Genomic DNA, 15,494 nt, shown 5'->3' with positions numbered 1-15,494 from the left:
TTGTGTTTTGAATAAAACGATTGAATGCTAAAATGACAGGAAATCAAACAGTCGTAATAGGGTATAAACTATATATGACCTAGGAGGTTCAAAATGTTAGAGCTTAGAAATGTTTCATACCAGGTGGATAACCGACAAATTATCAATAACATTAATTTGAAAATCGAAGCAGGAGAAACGATTGCGATTGTTGGGCCTTCAGGAAGTGGCAAAAGTACTTTGTTACGCTTAATGAATAATTTGATAAGTCCTACAGAAGGGGAATTATATTTTAATAATCAAGTATATGAAGATATTAGTCCAGAAAAGTTAAGAATGGAAATTAGTTATTTATTACAAGAAAGCGATTTGTTTGAAAGTACTATTGGTGATAACTTAGCTTTCCCCGCTCAAATTAGAAATGATAAGTTTAATCGTAAAAGAGCTAAAGCACTTTTGAAGTCGGTAGGGTTAGGTCATTATAACTTTGATACAAGCGTAAACCATCTTTCTGGTGGGGAGCGGCAACGTGTTACGATTGCGAGACAGCTAATGTATAAACCCAAAGTATTATTATTAGACGAAGCAACAAGTGCTTTAGACGTACATAACAGTGAAAAAATTGAATCTTTAATCTTTAAGCTTGCAGAGGAAGGTACAACAATTTTATGGATTACACATAGTAACGATCAAAGTATGAGACATTTCCAAAAGCGCATTAGAATTGTGGATGGACAAATTGAGAAGGAGGAGGAATTATGATGAGTACCACTGCTTTAGTACTTACTGCGACACTCCTACTTTTTCCAATCATCGTGTCATATAAAGAAAAATTACACATAATTAAAGATTTACTCGTTGCAACTTTAAGAGCAGTTGTTCAATTGGTGATTTTAGGTTATTTACTTCATTTTATATTTGATGTAAACCAAACATGGTTGTTGCTCTTGTTTGTATTGATCATCATTATTAATGCATCGTGGAACACGATCAGTAGAGCTTCACCTGTGATGCATCATGTATTTTGGATTTCTTTTATTGCCATATTTATAGGTGTAGCGCTACCATTAGTCGGTATTGTGATCACTGGCGCAATTGAATTCAAACCTAATGAAGTAATTCCAATTGCAGGCATGCTTGGAAGTAATGGTTTGATTGCTATTAATCTTGCGTATCAAAATTTAGATCGTGAATTCGTTAAAGAAATGAGTCAAATCGAAGCCAAATTGGCATTAGGTGCTAATCCAAAACTATCTTCCAAAGGAACGATCCGTGAAAGTATCAAAACGGCAATTGTGCCAACGATAGATTCAGTGAAAACGTATGGTATTGTTTCGATTCCTGGTATGATGACAGGGTTGATTATCGGTGGTGTAGATCCATTGGAAGCTGTTAAATTTCAACTTTTAGTAGTATTTATTCATACAACAGCGACAATTATGTCAGCGTTGATTGCAACATACTTGAGTTATCGTCAATTCTTTAATGAACGAGACCAATTAATTGCGCGACATATCCCCAAAGACAATCGTTAAAAGTTTTTGATGTATATTTGTTATAATAAACATGATGACAATTACTAAAATCAAATCTATTTGATGAGAAATTTTAAATTTAGATTAACAGGAAACGTAAACAGGACAGCTCACAGACATGGAGTTTTTAAAGAGTAAAGCTATTGCAGACCAGCAAGAAATACTTGAGGGGCTTACACGAATTGCAAGACGTGAAGTGCCTGACTATCAAGTTGTGACTGTTGAACATAGCGAGAACGGCACAACCGAGAAAACACCACAAATTGTTGAAACACCGACACTAGTTAAAGACTCAATAAGAGCTAATGAGCTGTTAGTTAAAAGCAATGTAATGTGGACGGACAAAGTACAGTCTGATGAACGCAGTTGAGCTAACAATTGGTGGTTGGGAAGATGAGGAAGAACAGCCAGCTATCACTTTGGGAGAATGCACAGAGGATTAACTAAAAGGAGTAAAATATAAGCCCTAAATCTAACACTGACAGGAGCATATTTTACAATGAACAATACAGCACAAATTGAAACTAAGCACAAACTAAAGGATATAAATAGAGATATGGTTATAGTTGCACTCAGTCCTGACACTAGTGAGGCATTTACACTATAGAGTGTAGAACGATTAAAGCATGTGTATTTTAATATATTCGCAGACCATGACAGACAAGTGTTTGATAATCATGAACCATTGAACGTAGTAACTTTAGTCAAATATCCATAACAACAAATGAGGTTAGTCATCAACCATAGGAATAAAGGAGCTCCCTGTCACTAACCTTTACAGGCAGGGAGCTGAACGTTTATTTTATTTGTTTCATTTCATTCCAGTTTTACACTTCATTATGATTTACCCTTATAGGCTTACGAGCTTATAAGGGTATTTTATACGCTGAGAGAGTGATCTGTATTACAGTTATGTCTGTTAGCTATGTAGATTTATATGCCAAACTATATTATCCTTAAACAAATTAAATTTCAAAGAAGAGGAGTTTTAAGAATAATGAAAAGAATATTAGTCTTAATTATTATAGGCATTGCTGTTTTATCAGCATGTAATCAGCAAAAAGAAAGTGAAAAAAAAGAAATCATAGTGTATGGAGATTATAAGTGCCCTTATTGTAAAGAAGTCGAAGAAAAAGTAATGCCTAAATTAAAAAAAGAATACATAGTTACTGATAAAGCAGAATTTAAATTTATTAATATGGCATTTCTCGGAAGAGATTCTATCAAAGGTTCTAGAGCTGGTCACGCAGTTAAAAATATAGCACCTAGTCAATATCTTGATTTTCAGAAAAGTATGTTTGGTAGTCAACCAAATAACAAAAGGGAATGGATTACTAATAAATTACTAGATAAGAAAATTGATGGTTTAGATATAAGCAAAGAAAAAGCGAGTAAAATAAAGAAAGATTATAAAACAAAAGATAGTCAATCATGGAAAGATGCACAAGAAGATATCAAAGAATATAAAGATAATGACATAAAGCAAGCTCCAACAGTGTTTGTGGATAAACAAAAAATCGAAGATCCATACAAATACTCCGAATACGAACAAGCACTTAAAAATAACAATTAAGAGTTGAGCTTTGACTTAGTAATACTCATAATCAGCCTGATTTCTATAAAGAAAAGCTGTATCCACAATTAAGGAGATACGGCTTTTCTAATTTGAGCTGATGAAGTTTATCCATTGTGATTCTTGTTTTTTATATAATTCTTTATAGATAAGGATAAAAAAGCTATTCCCATAGCTACTAAAATAATAATTAATACGTTTAATAAAATACTTAAAAAATTATAAGTAGGTAAGTATGTGTATAAGAAAAAAAGAGGGATTAGGAAAATTAAATCTAACCAACCTAAACCATTAATTGCTTCTTTTAGATTATTCATTAGCGCACCTTCTTTTATCCTAGAATGGAACAAGCTTTATCTTTACTACCATATTTTTCTACAGCTGTTTGGAATATATATTTACAAGCATTACCGCCAGCAAAACCAGCTGCAGCACCAAACGGACCGCTAACTACTGACCCAGCAGCACCAGCACCAGCGGCAACTCCTACACATGCTACTTCACTAGAAAAAATACACGCCCATTTGAACGCAGCTTTATTAATTCCAGAATCTCTAAAAGCTGTGCCATTACCTTGTGCTACGTTTTCTTCAACGACTTCCCCGTTTTGATTAATTTCTGAATCTAAAAGATAGTTTTGGTTCATATCATAAAGCACAAAAGAATTATTAGAATTATCCATTTTCTTTTGAATACTATAATAATTTATAGTATTACCTTCTAGATAAAAATTATAGTATGTACCATTGCTGTCTTTAGCATTAATAAAACCGTAATTTTCTCCTTTGATTCTATTGTTGTTATCTAATAGGTTATCTCTATTTAAGTTTAAATTAGAGAGTGCTGAATCAAGATTATCCACTTTGTCTAAGTCTATTTTTTCTAAATCATCTTTGTTAAGTTGAGAATTAGAATTACTTTCAGCATTAGTATTAGGACTGAAAACAGTAGTAATAACCACTAAAAAAGAAAGTATGAATACGATTGATTTTTTAAACATATTTAAGCATCTCCTTTTTATATTGTATAAAGCAAGACTATCAATATATTTAAAAAATGTAAACCTTATTCAAAATCCTATTAATTTATATAAAATGAATATCAAGCTTCCTATAAAACATTCATTATGTAAACTTTAATGTAATCTGAAATACCATTAAATCAACATTTTACTACTTCACTTTCTCTATTGTGTTATACATAAAATATACAATTGCATAACAGCGCTATTTAAAGAATATTTATTTAACAGTGATTGGGTGTATATTAACACTCGTATGATTATTTATACATTTTCAACATGCTCAAAAATAAATGTATTTTTACTTTTAAAGTAACAAAATGAGCCTAATTAACACGATACACATAAACTCACGTGCTATATTATTATATGTGTTACATCGTACTATCGTAGCAAGTGACTATATAGCCCTTAAATTATTCTTTTTAGCAGAAGAGTATGAAAGCGAGGGCAGATTATATGGAGAATAACTACTTTTCACGAACGGAACGACTTAAGCAACAAAAGTCTGAACGTTCAAAAACAGCAAGATTATGGCTAGCAACCATTAACAGAAGCATAGCAAGTATAGCAATATTGATAGAAAGTATATTTTCTAACGAGGCTGAGACATAAAGTGTCAGAAAATCGAATAAAAGGGCGAAAATCACGATAAAAAGTGAAATTCGCTCTTTTTTAATTTGAAGAATGTTTTTGGTAGCTCTTAGAGCTACCATTTTTCTTATATTTGTTGCCATTAAGGCAATTCCAAGTTCGCGTTTTACTTTGGATTTTCCTCGTAATGACATACGAGTGAAACCCAAAATAGCCTTCAAATATCCGAAAACTGGTTCTACATCGACTTTTCTTTGTTTATAGATTTTTTCAGTTTCAGGAGTTGAAAGCAGTTTTTGTGTCATATATTTAAAGCATTCCCACACATTATTTTTCATTATTTTCTTATTTGTATTCTGATAGGCATAGCGTTTGAATGGCAATCTACGATTGCTTGGACATGTAAACTCATCTCTTATTTCATCATACTTCCAATTTTTTGTGTTATATATATTTTCTTTATATTTCTTAGTTTTCTCTTTTAAATACATACTATAAGTGATTAATGGCACTCTGTTAAATTCATCTAAAATAGTTTTATAATTTTCCTCGCTGCCATAGCCAGCATCTGCAACAATATAGCTTGGTAGATTAAAGTAATTATTTTTAATATTGTTTAAAAATGGTGTAAGTGTTCTAGTATCTGTTGGATTTGGAAATATGTCATAGGCTAAAACAAATTGTGAATTTGTTGCGATTTGTAAGTTGTAACCTGGTTTTAATTGCCCGTTCATCATGTGATCATCTTTCATTCTCATAAAGGTTACATCATGATCAGTTTTAGAGTAACTATTTCTTTCGCCTAATATATCCAATTGTATTTGATACTTTATTTGCCTATCAATATTTTCACTTACTGTTTTTTTAGTCTTTTTTATTTCTGTTCTTTCAGATCGCATCGTTTTTCGTTCTGTTACATTTTTCGAATGATTAATATCATTGCTTAAATCTTCGATTTTTTCTTCTAATCTCGTTTCTAATTGTTGAAGCGATTCAAGTGTAATATCTTGATTCTCATCCCTTAATTCAGGTATTACTTTGTTTACAATTGCTTCACGATAAATTTCTTTCGATTGTTCAACCACTTTTTGATTAAATCTTTCTGTGTTTTTTCTCCAAACGAATGTGTATTTATTGGCATTTGCTTCAATCTTAGTACCGCCTATATAAATACTATCCTCATCAATGAGCGCTTGTTCGACAAGTTGCGTTCTGAAATTAATAAACAATGACTGTAATAATTGATCAATTATAGGATTAACTCTAAAACGATTTATCGTTCTATAAGAAGGTGTTTGATGCTGTGACAACCACATCATACGAACACTGTCTTTAAGAAAACTCTCGATGCTTCTTTTAGAGAAAACAGATTGCGTATATGAATAAAGTATGATCTTCAACATTAATTTAGGGTGATAAGAGCATGCACGAACAAAATCGTAGATTATAAAAATAACACCTCATTTTTACTGAATAAATAAAATCGGTAGAATGAGGTGTTATTTAATTTGAGTTAGGAATTATGTCCCAAACTCTTACGTTTCCTGTTTTTTGAAATAAATTTAATAGTATGTATTGCTAAGTATTCATATATATTGACGAATGGTTTATAATGTAGCAGTTATAGAATTTTTCAAATCAGATTAAAGAGAGGAGGATATTTATGTCAGTTATGCGCATATTTACCTTTATATTAAGTATATTTATTGTAGGAATGGTTGAAATGATGGTTGCAGGTATTATGAACTTGATGAGTAATGATTTGCATGTTTCTGAAGCAATCATTGGACAATTAGTTACCTTATATGCCATTACCTTTGCAGTAGCAGGCCCTATTTTAGTAAAGTTAACGAATAGCTTTTCACCGCGAATGGTTTTATTGTGGGCATTGTTTGTATTTGTTGTAGGCAATATTATTATTGCGAGTGCTCCTAATTTTTCTATTTTAGTGATTGGACGTATCTTATCATCTGCAGCTGCAGCATTAATTGTGGTTAAAATATTAGCTTTAACTGCGTTATTAACTGCACCACAACACCGAGGGAAAATGATCGGTATTGTGTATTCTGGCTTTAGTGGGGCAAATGTGTTTGGTGTGCCAATCGGGACAGTAATTGGCGATTTAGTTGGTTGGAGATACACGTTTTTATTTATTGTGATTATTAGTTTATTCGTTGGAATTCTAATGTATATATATGTACCGAAGCTAAGTGATCATCTATCGTCAAATACTGAAACGGAAGCAGGTTCAAATCGTTCAAACACTTATTCTAAAGTGTTAAGACCTGCCGAAGTTACAAAATATTTGAGCATTACATTTTTATTATTAGTAGCCAACTCGGTGACGTTTATTTATATTAATCCGCTAATCCTTTCCGGTGGGCATCAATTATCATTTGTTTCTATTGCATTATTAATCAACGGTATTGCCGGTGTAATCGGAACATCAATGGGTGGATTTTTATCAGATAGACTTACAAGCAAACGCTGGTTGGTTATTGCGACAGCCGTATTTATTGTTATGATGCTTATTCTTAATATGTTTTTACCAGGTACAGCTTTATTACTCATGGTTATTTTCATTTGGAATATCATGCAATGGAGTACGAATCCAGCTGTGCAAAGTGGCATTATAGAACATGTTGAGGGTGATACGAGCCAAGTGATGAGCTGGAATATGTCTAGTTTAAACGCAGGTATCGGTATCGGCGGTATTGTAGGTGGCTTAGTAGTATCGAACCTAAATGTCTACGCAACTACTTATTTTTCAGCTGCAATTGCGTTAGTAGCATTTATTTTAGTGATTAGCCTTAAAAATGTCGCTAAATACAATAAAGCTTAATAATTTGAAGCATGGGCCAATCATATTAAAAGACTGCAAAATTTAGTTATATATAAATAAAAACAGGGCGTGGAACAATGAAATGTAATTTCTGTTCGACACCCTGTTTTTATTTTTGTACAAATGTTTTTACTAAATGCACACGGTTTAGAAATTAAAATGTAACTACTCCGATTAACATAGCGATAATTAACATGACGATGGCAAAGCCCCATATCCAAAAGAACGCATACTTTATATATGTTCCCATATTTGCTTCTGCAAGCCCTATTGCTAACCATAATGCAGGTGAAAAAGGACTGACAAACGTACCAATAATATTTCCAATTAACATCGCATATGCTGTTGACACAGATGACACACCAAATTGACCGGCTGTCTGTTCAACAATAGGTAAGATTGCAAAATAATAAGCATCCGTACTTGTTAATAAATCTAGTGGTACACCGAAGATACCGACAATAATGTGTAAGTATGGGCCAACGGCATTCGGTATAATATGGATAAAGCTTACTGCTATTGCTTCAAGCATACCAGTTTCATTAAGTACACCTAAAAACATACCCGCTGCGATAATGACGGCTGCCATCATAAGTGCGTTTGGCGCATGAGCCTTAAGCCTACTCATTTGTTCGTCTACATTTGGGAAGTTAATAATCAAAGCAATCGCAACACCAATCATAAATGCAAATTCAGGCGGAGCAATATTAGCTAGCATGACTACAATGATAGCAAGTGTAAGTATTACGTTAATCCAATTAATCCAAGGTTTCGTAACGGCAACACCACGAATTGGAAATTTGATATCTTGATCTTGTTCGTATATTTCAACCAATTTATGTATATCCACATCTTGTGTATTAGTTACTTCTCCCGAATTGATTTTACGTTGTATGATTGCTTTTTCTCGAAAACCTAAAAATACAGCGAATAGTAAAACTAAAATAAAACCGATAATTTGAACAGGTATGACACCATACCATAATTCATTGACGTTTTTAAAATGAATTACTGAAGCTGTACGAGCCATAGGACCACCCCATGGCACCATGTTCATAATCGATGCACTTAGTCCGAGTAACAAAAGTAGTAGATACCGATTCATATTTAGTGCTTTATACAACGGTAATAATGCTGGTATTGATAATAAAAATGTTGTGGCACCAGCACCATCAAGTTGCGCGAATATTCCGATAAGTGAAGTTACAATACAAACAACTACAACATTACCTCTAGTAAGCAAAATCAAACGTTTTACCAATGGTTTAAATAACCCAGCGTCACTCATAATGCCGAAGAAAATAATTGCAAAAATAAACATGATGACGACGTTAATGACTTGATCTAAGCCACTATTAAAGAATTTTACTAAATCACCTATATTGTAACCTAATATGAGTGCCCCCACACTCGGTATTAAGATCATGCCTACAACTGGACTAATACGTTTCGCAATTAGTAAACCAACAATGGAAATAATAATAATTAACCCCATAATTGTTAGCCAAACACTCTCTTGTTGCATAAAATATCCCCTCCAAATATTAAAGCGCTTACAAAAAACTGAACAATTATTGTTTACACTTCTAAAAAGTGATTATTTATAAGTGTAACAGAGAAAAGAGGTGTGTATCAGTAATATATATAAATAGTTATATAATTTTACTTATATTAAATTATAAGTAAAACAAATGTATTTTCAAATAGTATTATTATGATGATGGATGGGTTTTGTAACAGAGTAATGTTAAGTATATCAATAAAGGGTTATTTTAATTGGGTGCATTTAAAAATAGTTTTAAAAATGTTTTGAATTATTAAAGATATAAATATACATTATATTTTTAGAAAATAAGTAGTTAACATGATATAAAAGATAGTATAGATTAAATGTATATATTTATAGTAAAATTAAAATAAAAGGCGGTTTTTTATGAGTGAATCAATTAAAAATGATAAAGTAGATGCGTTTATTGAACGCTTAGATCAATGGCAAGATGCTTTTAAAGTACTAAGAAATATAATCAACCAAACAGAATTAACAGAAGATTATAAATGGATGCATCCTTGTTATACTTTGGACAATAAAAATGTTGTCATCATTCAAGATTTTAAACATTATTGTGCATTGTTATTTGAAAAAGGTGCCATTATGAAAGATCCATATCATACTTTAATTCAACAAACGAAAAATGTTCAAGCTGCTCGCCAGTTGAGATTTGAAAGTTTAGACGAAATAGAACAACGTAAAGACGAAATTGCTTGGTATGTAGAAGAAGCCATTAGAGTAGAAAAGTCGGGTGAAAAAGTACCGATGAAAACGACAGAAGAATTCGATATGCCTGAGGAATTGAAAAATAAATTAGAAGCTTCGTCAGAGTTAAAAGAAGCATTTAATAATTTAACGCCTGGAAGACAACGTCAATATATGTATTATATAGGTCAAGCTAAACGTGCTTCAACAAGGGAAAATAGAGTTGAAAAGTATATCAATCATATCCTAGAAGGTAAAGGCATGAATGATAAGTAACCAATTAAGCTATAGCATGACTTAAGTCTTCAATGACAAAAAAGTGTTCGTGGTTGTCAAAATTTTTTAATCGTATTTTAGTTGAACCAAACCATCGTATTTATTTAAAAATAGATAACGCGTCGTTTATAAAATCTAGATTAATCTTGCAACTTTGTCATTTATCGTTTATAGTTTGCTCAAATATAAATATAGTAGATGAATCAAGTAATATTTTGTAAGAGAAGGTGTAGATATGGCAAGAGTGTCTAAACGTATTCAACTATTAGAAGCAGCAGCGGCTATCGTAAATGAGCAAGGTAGTGAGTATTTAACACTTGATGCAGTTGCTAAAAAAGCAGGTGTTAGTAAAGGTGGTTTACTGTATCATTTTAAAAATAAATTCGCATTGATACAAGGACTTGTGGATCATGCAGATGAGTTGTATCGAAATAATGTGAATGAACATGTTAAAAATGAGACACAAGAAGTTGGCAAATTATTGCGTGCATTTATTGAAGCTACTAGAGAACACCGTTCAGAAAATGCATCAATTACTTCTGGTATGCTGGCTGCACAGGGTATTAATAGTAATTTATTATTACCACTACAAGATACCTATAAAGATTGGCAAGAAAAAATTGAAAAAGATGGCATTGATAAAGTCGATGCAACAATCATACGTTTAGCAGTGGACGGCTTATGGTTATCGGAAATATTTGGACTAGACGCACTTGATGAAACAATGAGAGCAAAAGTTTTAGAACGACTAACATCTTATACAGAAAACAAACAAATCGAATTAAAAGATGCATGAAAAAGTTGAAATTATAAAAAAATAATAAAATTTTCGATTCGTTGAAAGTATTGATGCTATAGGGATAAGTGATGACAAACCATCACTTATCCCTTTTTTTAGCTGTAGCAAGGGTTGAAACTAAACCGTCCGGTTGGTACACTATCAACTGTGATCAAAACTCTGTTGGAGGTTTATATATGAAAAAAGTTATGCTAACAGCAGCTTTAACAGGTGCTGGAGATACTGTAGAAAAAAATAAAAGTGTTCCTGTAACACCTCAGGAAATTGCAGATTCAGCAATTAAATGTGCGAAAGCAGGGGCTACTGTTGCACACATTCATGCACGTGACCCAGAAACAGGCGGCATAAGCCATGATGTTGAATTTTTTAAAGAAGCAGTAAGATTAATAAGAGAAGCTGATGAAGATATTATTATTAATATTACTTCAGGTGGTGGCGGAGATTTTATCCCTAACCTAGAAGATCCATATACAGCAGGTGAAGGTTCAGATATGCAAACACCTGAAGAAAGACATGAAGCGATTGGCGCATTATTACCAGAAATGTGCACACTTGATTGTGGTAGTGTGAATATGGGTGACGCTGTTTACTTAAGCCCAGCTGATTGGTTAAGAAAACAAGCACAATTAGTAAAAGATGCAGGTGTAAAACCTGAATTAGAATGCTTTGATAGTGGGCATATTTCATTTGCAAAACAATTAATTAATGAAGGTCTCATTGAAGGCGAACCCATGTTCCAATTCTGTCTAGGTATTCCATGGGGTGCTGAAAACGATGCAGAGACAATTGAATATTTTAAAACACGTATTCCTGAAAATGCACATTGGTCAGCTTTTGGTATTGGGAGAATGCAACTACCAACTGTAGAAGAAGCGGCGAAACGTGGTGGAAATGTCCGCGTAGGTTTAGAAGATAACTTGTATTTATCAAAAGGTGTTAAAGCTTCAAATGAACAACTAGTTGAACGTGCAGTTGAAATACTAAAAACATTAGATATAGAGCCAATGACACCGGCTGAAGCGCGTGAGCAATACCAACTTAGAGATCCTAAAGGAGGCAAATAATGAAATTTGCAGTTGTAGGTACGGGCGTTATAGGTAGTGGTTGGATTACGCGTATTTTAGCGCATGGTCACGAAGTAATTGCGACAGATCCCAGTGAAGGTGCTTATGAAAGCATGTTAAAACAAGTGAAACAAAACTGGCCATATGCTGAGCAACAAGGTTTAGCAGAGGGGGCGTCTTTAGAGAATTTATCGTTTACGGTAAGCTTAGAAGAGGCTGTTAAAGATGCAGATCATATTCAAGAAAATGTTCCAGAAATTGAAGAACTAAAAGCACAGGTATTATCTGAAATCGATACCTATGCACGTCAGGATGCCATTATTGGTTCTAGTACTTCTGGCATTATGCCTTCAGAATTACAACAGAATTTAAAACATCCTGAACGTTTGGTTGTTGCACATCCGTTTCACCCAGTATACATTTTGCCATTAGTTGAAATTGTACCTGGTAAAGAAACAACTGAAGCTGTCACAGTAGAAGCAGAAAAAGTGTACGAAAGCATTGGTATGGATGTGCTACATGTCAGACATGAAATTGAAGGACACATCGCAGATAGATTGATGGAGGCACTATGGCGAGAATCATTACACATTGTTAATGAAGGAATAGCAACTACTGAAGAAGTAGATAAAGCATTTACCCATGCAGCAGGTTTACGTTATGCACAGTATGGACCATTTATGACATTCCATCTTGCTGGAGGAGAAGGCGGCATGCGTCATATGTTGAAACAATTTGGTCCAGCACTGAAGAAACCATGGACAAAATTAATTGCGCCTGAACTAACTCAGGATTTATATGATAATGTGGTAAATGGTTGTGAAACGGCTTCACAAGGGCAAACGATGTCAGAATTAGACCAAAAGCGTAATGAATTCTTAGTTAAAGTGAAAGAATTAGCTGAAGCATATTGGCCAGAAGACACTGCATCAATGAAAAAGGGTATTAAATAATTGGAGGTTCATATGACTCAATTTCAATATCAAACCACTGTTAAAGATATTTGGGTCGATCATAATCAGCACATGAATGACGCTGAATATAATCGAGTATTTAGTGATGCCACAGATGCATGGTTGGCATCACTAGGCTTAGATGTGAATACAATTAAAAAATTGAATTATACAGTGTTCACTTTAGAAAATCATGTAGTGTATTTAAAAGAAATAAGCGTAGCTGAGCTTATTACTGTGAACGTAAGTCTATATGATTATGATGCCAAACGTTTACATGTTTTTATGACTTTAGTAGATGCTCAAAATAACCGTTGTGCAACATATGAAGTAATGCTTATGGGCATGGACACTACAATAGGCAGACCTGCAGCTTTCCCTGAACAAATAAAAAATGCTATAGATGATTATGCTAAAGTTGGAACAATTCATGAAGCGCCAAAAGAATTAGGTCGACTGATTGGCATAAAACGAAAATAATATTTTTGAAACATTGTTTTGAGCTATTGAATTGATAATTAATTTCAATAGTTTAATTAACAAAACTTAAGGTTATAAATTGTTTATTTTCATTTGTTGAGTTATCTTAATAGATATAGGATGAAAAAAATTAGTCAAAATTGATATTTTTGACCAACACATGAATAAAGTAGGGCTAGTTGTGCTACATGTTTTTACTTATTTTCGGATTTGTATAACATCCACAGTTAGCCCTATATTTATAAATGAAATGTTAAATGAAAATACAAATATAGAAAGGAATTAACACATGTTAAGTATAAAAAACTTATCTAAAGTCTATGGTGGCACAAAAAAAGCTGTAGATAATATATCATTGGAAATCGAATCTGGTGAATTTATAGCGTTTATCGGTACGAGTGGGAGTGGGAAGACTACTGCTTTAAGAATGATAAATAGAATGATAGAGGCTACAGAAGGCGAAATTGCAATCAATGGTAAAAATGTGCGCAAAATGAACGCCGTTGAATTACGTAGAAAAATTGGTTATGTGATTCAGCAAATTGGTCTAATGCCTCATATGACCATTAAAGAGAATATAGTCTTAGTACCTAAATTATTAAAATGGTCTGATGAAAAGAAAGAAAAAAAAGCTAAAGAATTGATAAAATTAGTAGATTTACCAGAAGAATACTTAGATAGATATCCTTCACAATTGTCTGGAGGACAGCAACAACGTATTGGTGTTGTGCGTGCTTTAGCAGCTGAACAAGATGTTATTTTAATGGATGAGCCATTCGGTGCGTTAGATCCAATTACGAGAGATACATTACAGGATTTGGTTAAAGAACTGCAACAAAAATTAGGTAAAACATTTATTTTTGTCACACATGATATGGATGAAGCGATTAAATTGGCAGATAAAATTTGTATTATGTCTGAAGGAAAAGTCGTTCAATATGATACACCAGATAATATTTTACGACATCCTGCAAACGATTTCGTACGTGACTTTATTGGTCAAAATAGATTGATTCAAGATAGACCTAATATGAGAACCGTCAAAGATGCAATGATCCGACCAGTAACTGTACATGCAGATAGTTCATTAAATGAAGCGGTTAAGGTTATGAGAGATCGACGTGTCGATACATTATTTGTCGTAGGTAATAATGATAGATTACTTGGATATTTAGATATAGAAGATATTAACCAAGGTTTACGAGCTCATAAAGAACTCATTGACACAATGCAACGTGATATATACAGAGTAAGAGTAGATAGTAAATTACAAGATACGGTGCGTACGATATTAAAACGAAATGTAAGAAATGTACCAGTTGTAGATAGTGATGAAGAGACATTGATTGGACTAGTTACAAGAGCAAACTTAGTTGACATCGTTTACGATAGTATTTGGGGCGAGTTAGACGAAGATGTTAGTGCACAAAAAAATGCTATTGTTGAGCCCGATAATGTAGGAGCTGATAAGTAATGAAAGATTTTGTAGAGCAGTATGGTGGTCAACTGATATCAAAAACCGTTGAACATTTCTATATCTCAATCATCGCTTTGTTAATTGCTATCGTCATCGCTGTACCATTGGGTATTTTATTATCAAAAATGAAAAGAACATCTAATATTGTGCTAACTATTGCTGGTGTGTTACAAACGATACCAACATTAGCAGTGTTAGCAGTCATGATTCCAATCTTTGGTGTGGGTAAATTACCTGCAATTGTAGCTTTATTTATTTATGTATTATTGCCAATCTTAAATAATACTGTATTAGGTGTGCAAAACATAGATGATAACATTAAAGAAGCAGGCACAAGTATGGGTATGACACGTTTTCAATTAATGAAAGATGTGGAATTACCGTTAGCCTTACCGCTTATACTAGGAGGTATTCGTTTATCTTCTGTTTACGTAATTAGTTGGGCAACTTTAGCCAGTTATGTAGGCGCAGGTGGTTTAGGTGATTTTGTATTTAATGGATTAAACTTGTATGACCCATTAATGATTGTAAGTGCAGCAGTGTTAGTCACTGCTTTAGCATTGATCGTAGATTTCCTACTGTCACTAGTAGAAAGATGGGCTGTACCTAAGGGATTAAAAGTATCCAGATAATTTAAGGAGGACATT

Annotated in this window: 15 protein-coding genes and 1 pseudogene; 12 read left to right on the top strand and 4 right to left on the bottom strand. The window is 33.1% G+C overall.

Annotated features, from left to right (window positions below):
* The first annotated feature begins 93 nt into the window (after window positions 1–93).
* The 4 genes from KA833_RS00475 to KA833_RS00460 all read left to right on the top strand — a co-directional run bounded on the left by KA833_RS00475 (window position 94) and on the right by KA833_RS00460 (window position 3,087).
* The gene (locus KA833_RS00475; RefSeq protein ID WP_019470105.1) at window positions 94–741 is read left to right on the top strand and encodes an ABC transporter ATP-binding protein; all 648 of its coding nucleotides are present in this window, start codon (window positions 94–96) and stop codon (window positions 739–741) included.
* Window positions 741–1,514 (top strand): ABC transporter permease, encoded by a 774-nt coding sequence (locus tag KA833_RS00470; protein ID WP_046206977.1) that lies wholly within the window; start codon window positions 741–743, stop codon window positions 1,512–1,514. The genes KA833_RS00475 and KA833_RS00470 overlap by 1 nt, the downstream gene beginning before the upstream one ends.
* 118 nt (window positions 1,515–1,632) lie before the next feature.
* Window positions 1,633–1,884 (top strand): hypothetical protein, encoded by a 252-nt coding sequence (locus KA833_RS00465; RefSeq protein WP_210128225.1) that lies wholly within the window; start codon window positions 1,633–1,635, stop codon window positions 1,882–1,884.
* 627 nt (window positions 1,885–2,511) lie between these two features.
* Window positions 2,512–3,087: a DsbA family protein gene (locus KA833_RS00460; RefSeq protein WP_210128226.1), complete on the top strand. Its 576-nt coding sequence runs from the start codon at window positions 2,512–2,514 to the stop codon at window positions 3,085–3,087.
* Between the two features lie 107 nt (window positions 3,088–3,194).
* Here the strand turns inward: KA833_RS00460 and KA833_RS00455 are convergent, their stop codons facing one another.
* The 3 genes and pseudogenes from KA833_RS00455 to KA833_RS00445 form a co-directional block, all read right to left on the bottom strand.
* Window positions 3,195–3,404, bottom strand: a complete 210-nt coding sequence (locus KA833_RS00455; protein ID WP_210128227.1) for a DUF6007 family protein — start codon at window positions 3,402–3,404, stop codon at window positions 3,195–3,197.
* Between the two features lie 14 nt (window positions 3,405–3,418).
* Window positions 3,419–4,087 (bottom strand): hypothetical protein, encoded by a 669-nt coding sequence (locus tag KA833_RS00450; protein ID WP_245336247.1) that lies wholly within the window; start codon window positions 4,085–4,087, stop codon window positions 3,419–3,421.
* A gap of 620 nt (window positions 4,088–4,707) precedes the next feature.
* Window positions 4,708–6,129: pseudogene (locus tag KA833_RS00445) on the bottom strand (IS1182 family transposase); the annotation flags it as partial.
* A 236-nt stretch (window positions 6,130–6,365) separates the two neighbouring features.
* Here KA833_RS00445 and KA833_RS00440 point away from each other — a divergent pair.
* Window positions 6,366–7,544, top strand: a complete 1,179-nt coding sequence (locus tag KA833_RS00440; protein ID WP_210128229.1) for an MFS transporter — start codon at window positions 6,366–6,368, stop codon at window positions 7,542–7,544.
* Window positions 7,545–7,698: 154 nt separating this feature from the next.
* Here the strand turns inward: KA833_RS00440 and KA833_RS00435 are convergent, their stop codons facing one another.
* Window positions 7,699–9,069, bottom strand: a complete 1,371-nt coding sequence (locus tag KA833_RS00435) for a CitMHS family transporter (protein WP_210128230.1) — start codon at window positions 9,067–9,069, stop codon at window positions 7,699–7,701.
* 408 nt (window positions 9,070–9,477) lie between these two features.
* On the opposite strand from KA833_RS00435, the gene KA833_RS00430 reads away from it, so the two are divergent.
* The 7 genes from KA833_RS00430 to KA833_RS00400 all read left to right on the top strand — a co-directional run bounded on the left by KA833_RS00430 (window position 9,478) and on the right by KA833_RS00400 (window position 15,479).
* Complete coding sequence (locus KA833_RS00430; RefSeq protein ID WP_046206813.1) at window positions 9,478–10,074, top strand: YdeI/OmpD-associated family protein; 597 nt, start codon at window positions 9,478–9,480, stop codon at window positions 10,072–10,074.
* A gap of 235 nt (window positions 10,075–10,309) precedes the next feature.
* Window positions 10,310–10,870 (top strand): TetR/AcrR family transcriptional regulator, encoded by a 561-nt coding sequence (locus tag KA833_RS00425; RefSeq protein ID WP_046206814.1) that lies wholly within the window; start codon window positions 10,310–10,312, stop codon window positions 10,868–10,870.
* Window positions 10,871–11,049: 179 nt separating this feature from the next.
* The gene (locus KA833_RS00420; protein ID WP_019470111.1) at window positions 11,050–11,937 is read left to right on the top strand and encodes a beta-keto acid cleavage family enzyme; all 888 of its coding nucleotides are present in this window, start codon (window positions 11,050–11,052) and stop codon (window positions 11,935–11,937) included.
* Window positions 11,937–12,890, top strand: coding sequence for a 3-hydroxyacyl-CoA dehydrogenase NAD-binding domain-containing protein (locus KA833_RS00415; protein ID WP_019470112.1), 954 nt, complete (start codon window positions 11,937–11,939; stop codon window positions 12,888–12,890). The genes KA833_RS00420 and KA833_RS00415 overlap by 1 nt, the downstream gene beginning before the upstream one ends.
* A 12-nt stretch (window positions 12,891–12,902) precedes the next feature.
* Window positions 12,903–13,370 carry a thioesterase family protein gene (locus tag KA833_RS00410; RefSeq protein WP_046206815.1) on the top strand — a complete coding sequence of 156 codons (468 nt, stop codon included), beginning with the start codon at window positions 12,903–12,905 and terminating at the stop codon, window positions 13,368–13,370.
* A 289-nt stretch (window positions 13,371–13,659) separates the two neighbouring features.
* Complete coding sequence (locus KA833_RS00405) at window positions 13,660–14,844, top strand: betaine/proline/choline family ABC transporter ATP-binding protein (RefSeq protein WP_019470114.1); 1,185 nt, start codon at window positions 13,660–13,662, stop codon at window positions 14,842–14,844.
* Entirely contained in the window at window positions 14,844–15,479 is a 636-nt protein-coding gene (locus tag KA833_RS00400; protein ID WP_019470115.1) for an ABC transporter permease, read from the top strand. The genes KA833_RS00405 and KA833_RS00400 overlap by 1 nt, the downstream gene beginning before the upstream one ends.
* The last annotated feature ends 15 nt before the right edge of the window (window positions 15,480–15,494 follow it).

The sequence above is a fragment of the Staphylococcus sp. GDY8P67P genome (genome assembly GCF_017892545.1).
Taxonomy (GTDB): Bacteria; Bacillota; Bacilli; order Staphylococcales; family Staphylococcaceae; genus Staphylococcus; species Staphylococcus ureilyticus.
Note: the sequence above shows the minus strand (reverse complement) of the source record. Positions and strands in the feature narration are given on the sequence as shown.

Excerpts from the sequence above, each read along its gene's own strand:
- KA833_RS00470 (WP_046206977.1), top strand. The coding sequence starts at position 741 with ATGAGTACCACTGCTTTAGTACTTACTGCGACACTCCTACTTTTTCCA.
- KA833_RS00415 (WP_019470112.1), top strand. The coding sequence starts at position 11,937 with ATGAAATTTGCAGTTGTAGGTACGGGCGTTATAGGTAGTGGTTGGATT.
- KA833_RS00410 (WP_046206815.1), top strand. The coding sequence starts at position 12,903 with ATGACTCAATTTCAATATCAAACCACTGTTAAAGATATTTGGGTCGAT.
- KA833_RS00435 (WP_210128230.1), bottom strand. The coding sequence starts at position 9,069 with ATGCAACAAGAGAGTGTTTGGCTAACAATTATGGGGTTAATTATTATT.
- KA833_RS00465 (WP_210128225.1), top strand. The coding sequence starts at position 1,633 with ATGGAGTTTTTAAAGAGTAAAGCTATTGCAGACCAGCAAGAAATACTT.
- KA833_RS00475 (WP_019470105.1), top strand. The coding sequence starts at position 94 with ATGTTAGAGCTTAGAAATGTTTCATACCAGGTGGATAACCGACAAATT.
- KA833_RS00425 (WP_046206814.1), top strand. The coding sequence starts at position 10,310 with ATGGCAAGAGTGTCTAAACGTATTCAACTATTAGAAGCAGCAGCGGCT.
- KA833_RS00450 (WP_245336247.1), bottom strand. The coding sequence starts at position 4,087 with ATGTTTAAAAAATCAATCGTATTCATACTTTCTTTTTTAGTGGTTATT.
- KA833_RS00405 (WP_019470114.1), top strand. The coding sequence starts at position 13,660 with ATGTTAAGTATAAAAAACTTATCTAAAGTCTATGGTGGCACAAAAAAA.
- KA833_RS00420 (WP_019470111.1), top strand. The coding sequence starts at position 11,050 with ATGAAAAAAGTTATGCTAACAGCAGCTTTAACAGGTGCTGGAGATACT.
- KA833_RS00460 (WP_210128226.1), top strand. The coding sequence starts at position 2,512 with ATGAAAAGAATATTAGTCTTAATTATTATAGGCATTGCTGTTTTATCA.
- KA833_RS00400 (WP_019470115.1), top strand. The coding sequence starts at position 14,844 with ATGAAAGATTTTGTAGAGCAGTATGGTGGTCAACTGATATCAAAAACC.
- KA833_RS00455 (WP_210128227.1), bottom strand. The coding sequence starts at position 3,404 with ATGAATAATCTAAAAGAAGCAATTAATGGTTTAGGTTGGTTAGATTTA.
- KA833_RS00430 (WP_046206813.1), top strand. The coding sequence starts at position 9,478 with ATGAGTGAATCAATTAAAAATGATAAAGTAGATGCGTTTATTGAACGC.
- KA833_RS00440 (WP_210128229.1), top strand. The coding sequence starts at position 6,366 with ATGTCAGTTATGCGCATATTTACCTTTATATTAAGTATATTTATTGTA.